The organism is Comamonas fluminis (genome assembly GCF_019186805.1).
In the GTDB taxonomy this organism is placed as follows: Bacteria; Pseudomonadota; Gammaproteobacteria; order Burkholderiales; family Burkholderiaceae_C; genus Comamonas; species Comamonas fluminis.
Genome location: NZ_CP066783.1, coordinates 812,198 through 826,591, shown reverse-complemented (window position 1 = coordinate 826,591; position 14,394 = coordinate 812,198). Strand labels below are relative to the sequence as shown.

General features: G+C 58.3%; 14 protein-coding genes and 1 tRNA gene. 6 read left to right on the top strand and 9 right to left on the bottom strand.

What is annotated here, in order from left to right; genetic code table 11:
* Window positions 1–2 precede the first annotated feature (2 nt).
* The 5 genes from JDW18_RS04115 (at window position 3) to JDW18_RS04095 (ending at window position 3,841) form a co-directional block, all read left to right on the top strand.
* Complete coding sequence (locus tag JDW18_RS04115) at window positions 3–1,220, top strand: type II secretion system F family protein (protein ID WP_218242477.1); 1,218 nt, start codon at window positions 3–5, stop codon at window positions 1,218–1,220.
* Entirely contained in the window at window positions 1,220–2,089 is an 870-nt protein-coding gene (locus JDW18_RS04110; protein WP_218242476.1) for a prepilin peptidase, read from the top strand. Before JDW18_RS04115 ends, JDW18_RS04110 begins: the two co-directional genes overlap by 1 nt.
* Before the next feature lie 9 nt (window positions 2,090–2,098).
* Window positions 2,099–2,722: a dephospho-CoA kinase gene (coaE, locus tag JDW18_RS04105; RefSeq protein WP_218242475.1), complete on the top strand. Its 624-nt coding sequence runs from the start codon at window positions 2,099–2,101 to the stop codon at window positions 2,720–2,722.
* Window positions 2,723–2,807: 85 nt separating this feature from the next.
* Window positions 2,808–3,563, top strand: coding sequence for a cell division protein ZapD (gene zapD / locus JDW18_RS04100; protein ID WP_218242474.1), 756 nt, complete (start codon window positions 2,808–2,810; stop codon window positions 3,561–3,563).
* Between the two features lie 68 nt (window positions 3,564–3,631).
* Complete coding sequence (locus JDW18_RS04095; RefSeq protein ID WP_218242473.1) at window positions 3,632–3,841, top strand: DNA gyrase inhibitor YacG; 210 nt, start codon at window positions 3,632–3,634, stop codon at window positions 3,839–3,841.
* 123 nt (window positions 3,842–3,964) lie between these two features.
* Here the strand turns inward: JDW18_RS04095 and JDW18_RS04090 are convergent, their stop codons facing one another.
* The 4 genes from JDW18_RS04090 to secA form a co-directional block, all read right to left on the bottom strand.
* Window positions 3,965–4,432 (bottom strand): NUDIX domain-containing protein, encoded by a 468-nt coding sequence (locus JDW18_RS04090; protein ID WP_218242472.1) that lies wholly within the window; start codon window positions 4,430–4,432, stop codon window positions 3,965–3,967.
* Window positions 4,433–4,448: 16 nt separating this feature from the next.
* Entirely contained in the window at window positions 4,449–5,384 is a 936-nt protein-coding gene (locus JDW18_RS04085; RefSeq protein ID WP_218242471.1) for an ATP-binding protein, read from the bottom strand.
* Window positions 5,385–5,650: 266 nt separating this feature from the next.
* A complete protein-coding gene (gene argJ, locus JDW18_RS04080) occupies window positions 5,651–6,880 on the bottom strand; it encodes a bifunctional glutamate N-acetyltransferase/amino-acid acetyltransferase ArgJ (RefSeq protein WP_218242470.1) in 1,230 nt (409 codons plus the stop codon).
* Between the two features lie 373 nt (window positions 6,881–7,253).
* Window positions 7,254–10,013, bottom strand: a complete 2,760-nt coding sequence (secA, locus tag JDW18_RS04075; RefSeq protein WP_218242469.1) for a preprotein translocase subunit SecA — start codon at window positions 10,011–10,013, stop codon at window positions 7,254–7,256.
* Window positions 10,014–10,315: 302 nt separating this feature from the next.
* Between secA and JDW18_RS04070 the strand changes: the two genes are divergently transcribed.
* The gene (locus JDW18_RS04070) at window positions 10,316–10,621 is read left to right on the top strand and encodes a hypothetical protein (protein WP_218242468.1); all 306 of its coding nucleotides are present in this window, start codon (window positions 10,316–10,318) and stop codon (window positions 10,619–10,621) included.
* Between the two features lie 79 nt (window positions 10,622–10,700).
* Here the strand turns inward: JDW18_RS04070 and JDW18_RS04065 are convergent.
* From JDW18_RS04065 to JDW18_RS04045, 5 genes are all read right to left on the bottom strand, one after another.
* Window positions 10,701–10,776: transfer RNA gene (locus JDW18_RS04065), tRNA-Thr, on the bottom strand.
* Between the two features lie 87 nt (window positions 10,777–10,863).
* Window positions 10,864–11,382: a ClpXP protease specificity-enhancing factor gene (locus JDW18_RS04060; RefSeq protein ID WP_218242467.1), complete on the bottom strand. Its 519-nt coding sequence runs from the start codon at window positions 11,380–11,382 to the stop codon at window positions 10,864–10,866.
* Between the two features lie 99 nt (window positions 11,383–11,481).
* Window positions 11,482–12,093, bottom strand: a complete 612-nt coding sequence (locus JDW18_RS04055) for a glutathione S-transferase N-terminal domain-containing protein (RefSeq protein WP_218242466.1) — start codon at window positions 12,091–12,093, stop codon at window positions 11,482–11,484.
* 99 nt (window positions 12,094–12,192) lie between these two features.
* On the bottom strand, window positions 12,193–12,948 hold the full coding sequence (locus tag JDW18_RS04050) for a cytochrome c1 (protein ID WP_218242465.1): 756 nt from the start codon (window positions 12,946–12,948) through the stop codon (window positions 12,193–12,195).
* Window positions 12,949–12,965: 17 nt separating this feature from the next.
* Window positions 12,966–14,381: a cytochrome b gene (locus JDW18_RS04045; protein ID WP_218242464.1), complete on the bottom strand. Its 1,416-nt coding sequence runs from the start codon at window positions 14,379–14,381 to the stop codon at window positions 12,966–12,968.
* Window positions 14,382–14,394: the final 13 nt, after the last annotated feature.

Here is a 14,394-nt window from a genome sequence, read left to right as displayed (position 1 = left end):
CCATGGCGACAGCAGCGTCCAGCAGTGTGAAAGAATTTGTCTTCGAGTGGGAAGGCAAGGACAGACACGGCAAGATCGTGCGCGGCGAAACCCGTGCCGGTGGCGAAAACCAGATTCAAGCCATGCTGCGCCGCCAGGGCGTCACCCCCTCCAAGATCAAAAAGCGCAGAACCCGCAGCGGCAAGAAGATCAAGCCCAAGGATATTGCGCTGTTCACCCGCCAGCTGGCAACCATGATGAAGGCGGGCGTTCCTCTGCTGCAGGCCTTCGACATCGTGGGCCGCGGCAACAACAACCCCAGCGTTACCAAGCTGCTCAATGACATTCGCTCGGACGTGGAAACGGGCACATCCCTGAGCGCCGCCTTTCGCAAGTTCCCGCTGTACTTCAACAGCCTGTACTGCAATCTTGTCGAAGCAGGTGAAGCCGCCGGTATTCTGGAGTCCCTGCTGGACCGTCTGGCCACCTATATGGAAAAGACGGAGAACATCAAGTCCAAGATCAAATCAGCCCTGATGTACCCCATTTCCGTGGTGATCGTGGCCTTTGTCGTGGTGACGGTCATCATGATCTTCGTGATTCCAGCCTTCAAGGAGGTGTTCACATCCTTCGGAGCGGATCTTCCTGCACCCACACTGTTCGTGATGGGCATCAGCGATTATTTTGTGCAGTACTGGTGGTTGATCTTCGGCGTTCTGGGTGGTGGCATCTACTTTTTCATGCAGGCATGGAAACGCAATGAGCGCGTCCAGCAATTCATGGACCGCACCACGCTCAAGATGCCAGTATTTGGCGTATTGATTGAAAAATCCTGCGTTGCTCGCTGGACGCGCACCTTGTCCACCATGTTTGCAGCGGGTGTCCCCCTGGTGGAAGCACTGGACTCCGTGGGTGGAGCTGCTGGCAACTATCTCTATAAAAACGCTACAGAGAAAATCCAGCAGGAAGTCTCCACCGGCACCAGCCTGACGGTGGCCATGGTCAACGCCAATATTTTCCCCTCCATGGTGATTCAGATGTGTGCCATTGGCGAAGAATCTGGCTCCATTGACCACATGCTAGGCAAGGCAGCCGACTTTTACGAAGAAGAAGTGGACGACATGGTGGCGGGTCTATCCAGCCTGATGGAGCCCATCATCATCGTGTTCCTGGGCACTTTGATTGGTGGCATTGTGGTGTCCATGTATCTGCCTATCTTCAAACTGGGTCAAGTCGTCTGATGATTTCCGAAGTTGCAAGCAATGCCGCCATCGGTGGCGTGTTCGGACTGCTGATTGGCAGTTTTCTCAATGTAGTCATCCACCGCTTGCCTCGCATGATGGAGCAGGAGTGGAATGCCGAAGGCGCGCAATGGGTTGAAGAGCAAGTCGAGAAAGGCGCCAAGATTCAGCTACCGCCTGCGGCTGAGCCCATCACTCTCAGCAAGCCTCGCTCTCGCTGCCCGCACTGCGGCCACCAGATTGCCTGGTACGAAAACATTCCTGTTCTGAGCTATCTCTTTTTGCGCGGACGCTGCGCAGAGTGCAAAAAACCCATCAGCCTGCGCTACCCCATGGTGGAACTGGTTTGTGCTGCGCTGTTTGCCTTCTGCCTCAGCCGTGATGGACTCACGCCCACAGGCTTTGCCTGGTGCGGCTTCAGTGCAGCGCTGCTGGCTCTGGCCCTTATCGACTGGGACACCACGTTTTTGCCAGACTCCATGACGCTGCCCCTGCTTTGGGCAGGCCTGATTGCCTCTGCGCTGCAATGGACTGCGGTGCCACTTTCGCAATCATTGTGGGGCGCAGTGGCAGGCTATATGTCGCTGTGGCTGATTTTCTGGGCCTTCAAACTTGCCACAGGCAAGGAAGGCATGGGCTATGGCGACTTCAAGCTGTTCGCCGCGCTTGGCGCTTGGTTTGGCTGGCAGGCACTGGTGCCCATCATCCTCATGGCCTCAGTGGTAGGCGCCATCATCGGCATTGCCCTCAAAATCAATAGCAAGCTGCGCGAAGGTGGGTATGTGCCCTTTGGCCCATTCCTTGCTGGCGGTGGCTTTGTTGCCCTGATCTGGGGGCCGCAGGCAGTGCTGGGCTGGGTGGGCCTTTAAGACACTTCGATGAGCAAAGCATCAAACACACCATTTCGCCTGGGCCTGACGGGCGGTATCGGCAGCGGCAAAAGCACAGTTGCCCAGCGGCTGGCCGAGCGTGGCGCCACGGTGATTGATGCGGATGCCATCTCTCGCAGCCTGACGGCTGCCGGCGGCGCAGCCTTGCCCGCCATCGCTCAGCAGTTTGGCGATGATCTGCTTGATGCCAGCGGCGCTCTCAACCGCGCCCGCATGCGCGAACTGGTCTTTGCCAATGCCCAGACCCGCCAGCAACTGGAGGCGATTCTTCACCCGCTGATTGCTCAGCTATCCCTGCAGCAATACACCGCTGCGGTGACTGCAGGCTGCAAGCTGGTCGTGCACGATATTCCGCTGCTTGTGGAATCCGGCCACCGCCAAAGAGAGCTCGATGCCATCCTGGTGGTGGACTGCAGAGAAAGCACCCAGGTAGCACGCGTCATGGCCCGCAGCGGCCTGACTGCGCAAGCGGTTCAATCCATCATCGCCGCCCAGGCCAGCCGCCAGCAGCGCCTGGCTGCCGCTGACTGGGTCATCTACAACGATGAAGGCGTCACGATCGAAGCTCTCAACGCATATACCGATCAAATCACTGCATGGTTCGGGCTATGATGCGTATATGGCTTGGCCTGTGCGTGTGATCGCCGCATGTGCACGTTAACCGCTGTTCCTGTGTGCACCTAGGAGCCCAGCAAGCGTGATCCTGTACGAATATCCATTTAACGAGCGTCTGAGAACCTATCTGCGTCTGGAGCAGTTGTATCGCCGTCTGAGCGAACTGCTGACGCGCGCGCATCCCGTTGATCACCATTTCACCCTGATCACCATCTTCGAGATCATGGAAGTGGCATCGCGCAGCGATCTCAAGACCGACGTTCTCAAGGATCTGGAACGCCAGAAGAGCCTGCTCGAAGTCCTGCGCGACAACCCCGACATCTCTCAGCACATGCTGCACCAGGTGGCACGCCAGGTGGAGCATTGCTTCAAGCTCATCAACGAACAAAATGGCCGCACCGGCCAGGCACTGACCGAAAACGAATGGCTGATGTCCATTCGCAGCCGCGTGGGCATTCCGGGCGGCACCTGCGGCTTTGACCTGCCCTCCTATCACGCCTGGCTGAATCTGGACCCACGCTACCGCCAGCGCGATCTGGATGAATGGGCAACCGGGCTGATGCCACTGGGCCAGTCGCTGGAGCTGATTTTGCAGCTGCTGCGCGAAACCGGCATTCCCCAGCGCGTGGCTGCCGAACAAGGCATCTTCCAGCAAGCCATGCCCGCAGGCCGCACCTTCCAGCTGCTGCGCCTGCGCATGGACCCACAACTGAACCTGATTCCCGAGATCAGCGGCAACCGTCTGCTGGTGTCCATACGCCTGCTCAAACAGGAACATGGCTGCAAGCCCCAGCCCTGCACCGAAGACGCTTCTTTCGAGCTCACGCTCTGCGCCTGATTCACGCTGCAGCGCATGGCATAAGTCCACGCTGCACGTGCATATTCGGCCTGTGATACATCTAGACCATGAGCACTGACAATCCATCGCCCACCATGGTGCAATGCCCCACCTGCGGCGGCCCCAGCGTTTTTCTGCCTACCAACAAGTTCCGCCCCTTCTGCAGCGAGCGTTGCCGCAATATCGACCTGGGTGCCTGGGGCAATGAAGAGTTCCGGGTGCCTGCGCAAACTCCGCCTGAGGATGCGCCGTTCGGCGACCCCAAGACCGAGTCCTGAGCCCGTCAGCCTGCAAAAAACAAAGCGCCTTGCGCTTGCCAGCTAATAGATTTTAGTATTTTTCATACTGAAGTCCTTATCTGACAAGCGCAAGGCGCTCTTTATTTTGAAGCACTCAGCGAATCAAGCTGGCTGGCGTTCCTCGTAATACTGGGCATCAAAAGGCAGGTCACGCTCTTCGCTCAGCCACTGCAGCACTGGGTAGGAGCCGGGCAGCACCGGGTGCACATCCAGCGGCAACTGCTGCCAGGCCATTTGCTGGCTTTCGCGCATTTCAAACTCGCCCGTCCACTCAGTCACCTTGCACCAGTGCAAGCGCACCAGCGCATGCGGGTAGTCATGCTCAGTCACCTTCCAGGGGTGGGCCGTGCCAATGGTCACGCCCAGCTCCTCAATCAGCTCGCGGCGCAGGGCTTGCTCCACGGTCTCGCCCGCTTCCAGCTTGCCACCGGGAAACTCCCAGAAGCCCGCGTAAGGCTTGCCCGCAGGGCGGCTGGTAATCAGCAGCGCTCCATCGGATTCGCGCAGCAGCACGCCCACCGCTACTTCGGTGTGCTTGCGCGGCGCTTGTGCGGTGTTTTCAGCAGTCACTTGACTTCTCTTTCACTCAATCCAGATCGGCTTCCTCAGCCAGACCGTGTACATCTTCAATACGCTTGTTGCTGCTGGCAGGGCGCTCGCTGCGGCCTGCATAGTCACGCGCAAACTGGTGAGCGACACGACCGCTGCGCGAGCCGCGCTCCAGCGCCCAGACCAGCGCCTCTGGCCTTGCCGCCTCGATCGTGGCTTCATCCATGCCCAGCGCAGACAGCCACTGCGCCACCACGCGCAGGTATTCGTCCTGGCTGAAGGGGTAGAAACTCACCCACAGGCCAAAGCGCTCGGACAGGGAAATCTTCTCTTCCACCACCTCGCCGGGGTGAATCTCGCCGTTCTCGCTTTTTTGCTGCGCCAGGTTGTCCGTCATGTACTCGGGCAACAGGTGGCGGCGGTTGCTGGTGGCATAGACCAGCACATTGGGCGTGGCTGCAGAGACCGAGCCATCCAGCATGGACTTCATGGCCTTGTAGCCGGGCTCGCCCTCTTCAAAGCTCAGATCGTCGCAATAGATGATGAACTTCTCGGGTCGGCCAGCCACCACATCAACAATGTCGGGCAGCTCGGTCAGATCAGCCTTATCCACCTCAATCAAACGCAGACCTTGTGGCGCATAGCTGTGCAGGCAGGCACGAATCAGCGAAGACTTGCCCGTGCCGCGTGCGCCCGTCAGCAGCACGTTATTGGCCGTGCGGCCGCCGACAAACTGCTCGGTATTGCGTGCAATCTTTTCCTTTTGCACGTCGATATTCTGCAGATCCGACAGCTGCATGGCCCCCACATGGCGCACCGCCTCCAGTACGCCACAGCCGTTGGCACGCTTGCGATAACGCCAGGCAATCGCCGCATTCCAGTCCGCAGGCGCCTGCAAGGGCTGAGGCAACACCGATTCGATGCGCTGCATCAGTTGCTCGGCACGCTCGACCAAGCGTTCCAAAGGGTTCATCACATCTTGCACAAGCCAATCTCCATCTGTTTTTATAGCTGTCAGCGCTTGCTACTAATTGGTTTCACCACAGAAACTAGATAAAACCGAATAGAAACAAGCGCTAGCAGCTTCTAAATTTGTAGTACCGACCATCAGCGCACAGCTTAAAACTGGCGGGCCCCAAGCCAGAGACAGCGAGCAAGCGCCGCCGCGCAGCGAGGCTGTCGTCCCCCTCCGCGAAGCAGAGAGGGGGAAGCGGCGCAGCCGCTCAGGGGGTGACTCGTTTACGAACGATAGTCAGCGTTGATAGTCACATACTCGTGACTGAGGTCACAGGTCCACACAGTCTGCGCGGCATTGCCACGGCCCAGACCCACGCGCACCAGAATTTCCTGCTGCTTCATCACGCGCTGGCCGTCTTCTTCCTTGTACGAAGGGTTGCGGCCACCATCGACCACCACGTGCACATCGTCCAGGAACAGATCAATCTTGGTCTGATCCAGGTCGGCAATGCCGGCATAGCCTACAGCCGCCAGAATGCGGCCCAGGTTGGGGTCAGAGGCGAAGAATGCTGTCTTGACCAGAGGCGAGTGAGCGATGGAGTAAGCGGCCAGCCGGCACTCTTCTTCCGTCTTGCCGCCTTCGACCTTGACGGTAATAAATTTCGTAGCACCCTCCCCATCACGCACAATGGCTTGAGCCAGTTTTTGCGCCACTTCCAGCAGCGCAGCCTTGAGCTGTTCGCCCTCTGCGCTGCTCAGCGACGTGATCTGTGCATTGCCCGCCTTGTTCGTGGCAATCAGCACAAAGGAGTCATTGGTCGAGGTATCGCCATCAATCGTCACGCGGTTGAAAGAACCGTCAGCCAGTTCCTTGACCAGAGGCTGCAGCAGCTCGGCAGCAATCACGGCATCGGTGGCCAGAAAGCCCAGCATGGTGGCCATATTAGGGCGAATCATGCCCGCGCCCTTGCTGATGCCGGTGATGGAAACAGCCTTGCCACCAATGCTCACGCTGCGGCTGAAGGCCTTGGGCAGGGTGTCGGTAGTCATGATGCCTTCGGCAGCCACAGCCCAGTTGTCCTGCTTGGCAGCAGCAATCGCCTTGGGCATACCCGCCACGATACGGTCCACAGGCAGCTCTTCCATGATCACGCCGGTGGAGAAGGGCAGAATTTGAGCAGCCGCCAGATTCAGCTCCTTGGCCAGCGCATCGCAGGTAGCGCGCGTGCGCGCCAGACCGTCAGCACCTGTGCCCGCATTAGCATTGCCCGTGTTCACCACCATGGCGCGAATGCCTGTACCCGCCGCCAGATGCTCACGGCAAACCTGCACAGGCGCCGCGCAAAAGCGGTTTTGCGTGAACACGCCCGCCACCGCAGCGCCTTCGTCCAGCAGGAACACGGTCAAATCCTTGCGATTGGCCTTGCGTACACCAGCTTCGGTGATGCCGATGCGAACGCCGTTGATCGCCAGCAGATCAGCAGCAACAGGAGCGGAAAGATTCACGGGCATTGCAAATATCCTTGAGATTAAGTGACCCCCTGTGCCGCTACGCGGCTTCCCCCAAGGGGGACGACATCTTCGCCGCAAGGCGGCTCTTGCTCGATGTCTTGCACCGGCAAAGCACGCGCCCTTTGCAAGAGGCCTAGAGGGTAAAAGTTAAAGCGTTCGCCATTATCGGAACAATCAAAGCTGCGCCGAGCTTTATTGCCATTGCCCGAGTAAAAAGCCACCGCACAAACGCAAACACGGGCCTAAGCCCGTGTTGTGATTACTTTGCCAAACAGCTGACCCAAGTCAGGGACGCCAAGCAAGAGCCGCCTCGCGGCGATGGCGTCGTCCCCTCCCGAAGAGAGAGGGGAAGCGGCAAAGCCGCTCAGGGGTGTCAGGACAATTTGCCGTGGCAGAGCTTGAACTTCTTGCCGCTGCCGCATGGGCAAGGGTCGTTACGCCCCACATGCACACCTTCAGGCAGGGCCAGAGGCTCAGCCACCGCCACGTCGTCTTCGATGCTCATGCCTTCGGTATCTGAAGGAGAGGCATAGCTCATGTGCTCCAGACTTTGCGCACCGCGCTCGTTCATGGCTACGGCGGCTTCGTCCATTTCTTCACGAGAGCGCACCTGCACCGTCATCAGCACACGCGTAACTTCGGACTTGACCTGGTCGATCAGCTGACGGAAGAGCTCAAACGCTTCGCGCTTGTATTCCTGCTTGGGCTGCTTCTGGGCATAGCCACGCAGGTGAATGCCCTGGCGCAGATAGTCCAGCGCAGCCAGATGGTCGCGCCAGTTGGAGTCAAAGCTCTGCAGCAGCACAGCGCGCTGGAACTGGGTGAAGTTCTCCTGGCCGATCAGGGCCACCTTGGCATCGAACATCTCGTGCGAAGCCTTGAGCACCTTCTCCAGAATGTCTTCGTCGGTGATGGATTCCGAAGCCGCCACTTCCTGCTGCAAAGGCAGGTCCACCTGCCACTCGCTAGCCAGCGCCTTTTCCAGACCCGGAATGTCCCACTGCTCCTCCATGGACTCGGCAGGCACGTGCTGGTGCACCAGACCAGTAATCACATCATCGCGCATCGCAGCCAGCATGCCGGCCAGATCGCTGGAATCCAGAATGTCGTTGCGCTGCTGATAGATAACCTTGCGCTGGTCGTTGGCGACGTCGTCATACTCCAGCAGCTGCTTGCGCATGTCGAAGTTACGCGCTTCCACCTTGCGCTGGGCCGACTCGATGGAGCGGGTCACAATGCCTGCCTCGATGGCTTCGCCCTCAGGCATCTTCAGGCGATCCATGATGGCCTTGACGCGGTCGCCTGCGAAGATACGCATCAGCTGGTCGTCCAGGCTCAGATAGAAGCGCGAAGAACCGGGGTCACCCTGACGGCCCGAACGACCACGCAGCTGGTTGTCGATACGGCGCGACTCATGGCGCTCTGTCGCAATAATGCGCAGGCCACCCAGTGCAACGATCTTGTCGTGCGCCACACGCCAGTCGGCGCGCAGCTCCTCAATCTTTTGCTGACGTTGCTCGGGACTCAGGGCCTCGTCTGCCTCAATGGCAGAGATTTCCTTGTCGATATTGCCGCCCAGCACGATGTCGGTACCACGGCCAGCCATATTGGTGGCGATGGTGATCATGCCTTCGCTGCCCGCCTGGGCAATGATGTCCGCCTCGCGGTCATGCTGCTTGGCGTTCAGCACCTGGTGCGGCAACGCTTCGCGGGTCAGCAGCTCATCGATGATTTCCGAGTTTTCGATGGACGTTGTACCCACCAGCACGGGCTGGCCGCGCTCGTAGCATTCGCGGATGTCCTTGATGGCCGCGTCGTACTTTTCCTTGGTGGTCTTGTACACACGGTCCAGCTGGTCCTGGCGCTTGCTGGGCTTGTTGGGTGGAACAACCACGGTTTCCAGACCGTAGATTTCCTGGAATTCGTAGGCTTCGGTATCCGCTGTACCCGTCATACCCGACAGCTTGCGGTACAGACGGAAGTAGTTCTGGAAGGTGATCGAGGCCATGGTCTGGTTCTCGGCCTGAATCTGCACGCCTTCCTTGGCTTCCACAGCCTGGTGCAGACCATCGCTCCAGCGGCGGCCCGCCATCAGGCGGCCTGTGAACTCGTCAACGATAACGATTTCACCTTCCTGAACCACATAGTGCTGGTCGCGGAAATACAGCTGATTGGCACGCAGCGCGGCGTACAGATGGTGCACCAGCGAAATGTTCGAGGGGTCATACAGCGAGGAGCCTTCGGTAATCAGACCCGCATGGGCCAGCAGGCGCTCTGCAGCCTCATAGCCTTGATCGGTCAGATAAACCTGATGCGACTTTTCATCCACCGTGAAGTCACCGGGCCTGGTCACGCCTTCGCCTGTGCGGGGGTCAGCTTCCCCTTCCTGACGCACCAGGTTCGGCACGATCTGGTTCATGGCCACATAGGTAGCCGTGTGATCTTCGGCCGGACCGGAAATAATCAGCGGCGTGCGGGCCTCGTCGATCAGGATGGAGTCCACCTCGTCAACGATGGCGTAGTTCAGCACACGCTGCACGCGGTCCACAGGCTCGTAGACCATGTTGTCACGCAGATAGTCGAAGCCGTACTCGTTGTTCGTACCGTAGGTGATGTCGGAGTTGTAGGCAGCCTGCTTTTCCTCACGCGAGAGGTTGGGCAGGTTGATACCGACTGTCAGGCCCAGGAAGTTGTACAGGCGCGCCATGGTCTTGGCATCGCGGCTGGCTAGGTAATCGTTCACGGTCACCACATGCACGCCGTCGCCAGACAGTGCGTTCAGGTACACCGGCAGCGTAGCAGTCAGCGTCTTGCCTTCACCGGTGCGCATTTCGGCAATCTTGCCGTCATGCAGGGCCATCGCGCCCAGCATCTGCACATCGAAGTGACGCATCTTCATGACGCGCTTGGAGCCTTCGCGCACTACGGCAAAAGCCTCGGGCAGCAAGGCGTTCAGCGACTCGCCCTTGGCGACGCGGTCCTTGAATTCCTGTGTCTTGGCGCGTAATGCCTCATCGCTGAGCTTTTCGTACTCAGGCTCCATCGCATTGATGCGAGCGACTGTCTTGCGGTATTGCTTGAGCAACCGATCATTGCGGCTGCCGAACAGTTTGGTGAGGAAATTGGTGGCCATGCGTACAAAGGCACCCTGCCCTCATGCGCCACAGGCGCAGAGCACGATGCCCAGAATCCCTTGATTGTTGGTATTCAAATGGGGCCGTCCCAGCGGCAATCAAGAGCAGCTCTGCACAGCAAAGCCAGTCTGAGTTGCCAAAAACTGAAACACGGACCAAAAAATGATTCTAACCGCGCAAGCACTCTCAGGTTTTTCGCTGTTCTTGCGTCTGGACAGAGTGACCTCTCTTGCACTGTAGGTGAGCAGGCCATCCTGACTGGGATAAGCTTGGCTCTGCCCTCCCAACGCAACCACAGTCCATGAGCTTTGTTCGACGCAATCACTCCATTACAGCCATCACCGCGGTGGAAACATCCCCCACGCTGGCCAAGCTGGCTGCGTTGACCCAGGATTCGAGCCAGCGCCTCAAGACCGTGCAGGTACTGATACCGCCCATGCTGCGCGCCAGTGTGCAAGCGGGCCCCATTGAAGGCGATTGCTGGTGTCTGTTGGTCAAAAACAATGCCGCCGCCGCCAAAGTGCGCCAGCTGCTGCCGGCCATGGCGGCGCATTTGCGCAGCAAGGGCTGGAATGTGGCGAGCATTCGCCTCAAAGTACAGGCCTGAGCTTGGCCTGACACTGCTCTGGCGATCTGCATTTGCTGAGGCAGAAAACAAAAAAGGCCTCCGAGGAGACCTATTTGTTTGGTGCCGGTTGTCGGATTCGAACTGACGACCTACCGCTTACAAGGCGGGTGCTCTACCAACTGAGCTAAACCGGCGAAGTCTGAATTCTAACGGAGAAATTTGCTCTCAAAATCGAAAGCTGCAATTTCTTTGCAGATTCCTGCGTTTTGGAGCATCACCCCTCACTTGACCCGCTTGAGCGCCGGGCGCCCGCCAGCAGGCGGCGGTGTACGAGGCTTGTCGTCATCCGCGCCATCATCGGCCTTGGCGGTGACCAGTTGCACCACACGGTCTGCGGGCTCATCTGCATCGCTGGCTTCTGCATCTGCCTGGGCTGCGGAGTCTCCCGATTCCTCTTCAATGCCTTCGTCCAGATCCTCATCCTCAGGCGGGAAGGCCATGCCCTGGCCCGTCTCACGGGCGTAGATGGCCATGACATTGGCGACAGGCACCATGATTTCGCGGGGCTTGCCGCCAAAGCGAGCCGTGAACTGCACATAGTCGTTGCCGATCAGCAGGCCGCTTGTTGCGTCGTAGCTGATGTTGAGCACGATCTGGCCATCACGCACAAATTCCATGGGCACCTGGGTGTTTCGATCCACGCGCACGGCAATATGGGGAGTAAAGCCGTTATCGGTGCACCACTCCATCAGAGCGCGCAGCATATAGGGACGGGTCGATGTTGCTTCAGGGGCAGTCATATCGTTTCCTGACCAATCAAATCCGGAGATTTGCAAAGACAAAAAAGCGGGCAGTGAAGGTAGTCCCCTTCAGCATGCCCGCTAGGCGCTCATGTGCAATTACTTGCGCATGACCTTTTCGGAAGGTGTCAGCGCTTCAATGTATGCAGGACGCGAGAAGATGCGTTCTGCGTACTTGAGCAGAGGTGCAGCGTTCTTGGACAGCTCGATGCCGTAGTAGTCCAGGCGCCACAGCAGGGGAGCGATGGCCACGTCCAGCATGGAGAAGTTCTCGCCCATGATGTACTTGTTCTTCAGGAAGATGGGGGCCATCTGGGTCAGGCGGTCACGGATATGGGCGCGAGCCTTTTCCAGAGCCTTTTCGTTGCCCTTGACGTTGCGCTCTTCCAGAGCGCTCACGTGCACGAACAGTTCCTTCTCGAAGTTCAGCAGGAACAGGCGCACGCGTGCACGATCCACGGGATCGCCGGGCATAAGCTGGGGGTGAGGGAAACGCTCATCGATGTACTCATTGATGATGTTCGACTCATACAGGATCAGATCACGCTCAACCAGGATAGGCACCTGACCATAGGGATTCATCACGCTGATTTCTTCGGGCTTGCTGAACAAGTCCACATCGCGGATTTCGAAATCCATGCCTTTTTCAAACAGCACAAAGCGGCAGCGGTGTGAGAAGGGGCAGGTCGTTCCCGAATAAAGCACCATCATGGTGGAGGCTCCTAAAAATCAAAAAGAGTGGGTCGCCCACGGCGCCCCACTCTGCACTAACACGGTTTGGCTGCAGACAGCATCTGCACAGCAACAAGCTTACTTGACGTCTTTCCAGAACGCAGCGTTCAGGCGCCAGGCTACAAAGATGAAGAAAGCCAGGAAAATCAGCACGCCCACGCCAACCCGGGTACGGGTATTTTGGGCAGGCTCTCCCATCCACTGCAGGTAATTCACCAGATCGCCAACCGCCTGATCGTACTGCACTGCGGTCATCTTGCCAGGAGAGATCTGCTCCCAACCCTTGAAGACCTGGGTCTTAGTGCCGTGATCGTCGTGTTCTTCAAAGATGGCACGGCGCTCGCCTTGCAGCTCCCACAGCGCATGCGGCATGCCTACGCTGGGAAAGGCCAGATTATTCCAGCCTGTGGCTTTTGTGTCATCCCGGTAGAAAGTACGCAAGAAGGTATAGAGGTAATCCGCACCGCTGCCGCCCGAGCCCGCACGCGAGCGTGCTATCACGGTCAGATCCGGAGGATTGGCACCAAACCATTCCTTGGCTTCCTTCGGGTTGATGGCTGCCTTCATGGTTTCGCCCACCTTGTCGGTGGTGAAGAGCAGATTGTCCTTGATGTCCTGGTCTGTCAGGCCAATGTCTTTCAGGCGGTTGAAGCGCATGAAAGCAGCAGAGTGACAGCTCAGGCAGTAGTTGACAAAGATCTTTGCGCCGTTTTGCAGGGATGCGGTGTCGCTGGTGTTGACCGGCGCCTTGTCCCAGTGCATACCACCTTCGGACGCATGCGCACCGCCTACGATACCCAGGGCTGCAACCAGGGTCAGAATCAGTTTCTTCATTCTTGTTATCTCCCGGTTCAGTGAGGCTTGAAGGTCACGCGCTCTGGCACAGGCTTGGTTTCACCCAAGCGGCTCCACCAGGGCATGAGCAGGAAGAAGCCGAAGTAGAACAGCGTTCCGACCTGCGACACCTTCTCACCAATGGGCGATGGAGGCTGCACACCCAGATAACCCAGGATGACAAAGTTCACCACGAACACGGCATACACATACTTGTGCCAGCTTGGACGGTAGCGAATCGACTTGACCGGGCTGCAATCGAGCCATGGCAGGGCAAACAGGATGATGACCGCACCACCCATGACCACCACACCCCAGAACTTGGCGTCGATGGACAGCATCATGGCAATCGCGGCCAGTGCCACCACCGCCACTGCGCCCTTGGCAATACCAGGCAGGCGCGACTTCAGAATGCCGTAGCCAGCACCGAGCACCACGCAGGCAATCAGCACATACATCATCTCGCCAGTGATGGCACGCAGCATCGAATAGAAGGGCGTGAAGTACCAGACGGGAGCGATGTGGTTGGGCGTCTTGAGCGGATCGGCCGGGATGAAGTTGTTGTACTCCAAGAAGTAGCCGCCGAACTCAGGCGCAAAGAACACCACCGCCGAGAACAGGAACAGGAACACTGTCACGCCGAAGATGTCGTGCACCGTGTAGTAGGGATGGAACGGAATGCCATCGAGCGGATTGCCCTTGGCATCCTTTGGCGCGTTCGGACCCTTGATTTCAATGCCATCGGGGTTGTTGGAGCCCACATCGTGCAGCGCCAGCAAGTGCGCAACCACCAGACCCAGCAGCACCAGAGGCACGGCAATCACGTGGAAGCTGAAGAAGCGGTTCAGTGTCGCATCACCCACCACATAGTCGCCGCGAATCAGCAGCGCCAGGTCAGGACCGACGAAAGGAATCGCTGCAAACAGGTTCACGATCACCTGCGCGCCCCAGTACGACATCTGGCCCCATGGCAGCAGATAGCCCATGAAGGCTTCGGCCATCAGCACCAGGAAGATGGCGCAACCAAAGATCCAGACCAGCTCACGTGGCTTGCGGTAGGAACCGTAAAGCAGGCCGCGGAACATGTGCAGATAGACGACAACGAAGAACGCAGAGGCACCTGTGGAGTGCATGTAGCGGATCAGCCATCCCCAGGGCACATCACGCATGATGTATTCAACCGAGGCAAACGCCTTGTCTGCATCAGGCTTGTAGTGCATCACCAGGAAGATGCCGGTGACGATCTGGATCACCAGCACCAGCAGCGCCAGCGAGCCGAAGATGTACCAGAAGTTGAAATTCTTGGGAGCGTAGTACTCCGACATGTGGACGCGGTAGGCGTCAAACGCTGTCGGAAAACGGTTCTCCATCCAGTTCATGGCCTTCGCTCCAGTGGTGGAGTTCGGGTCAATTTGCTTGAATTCGTGGGCCATTGTTATCGTCTCC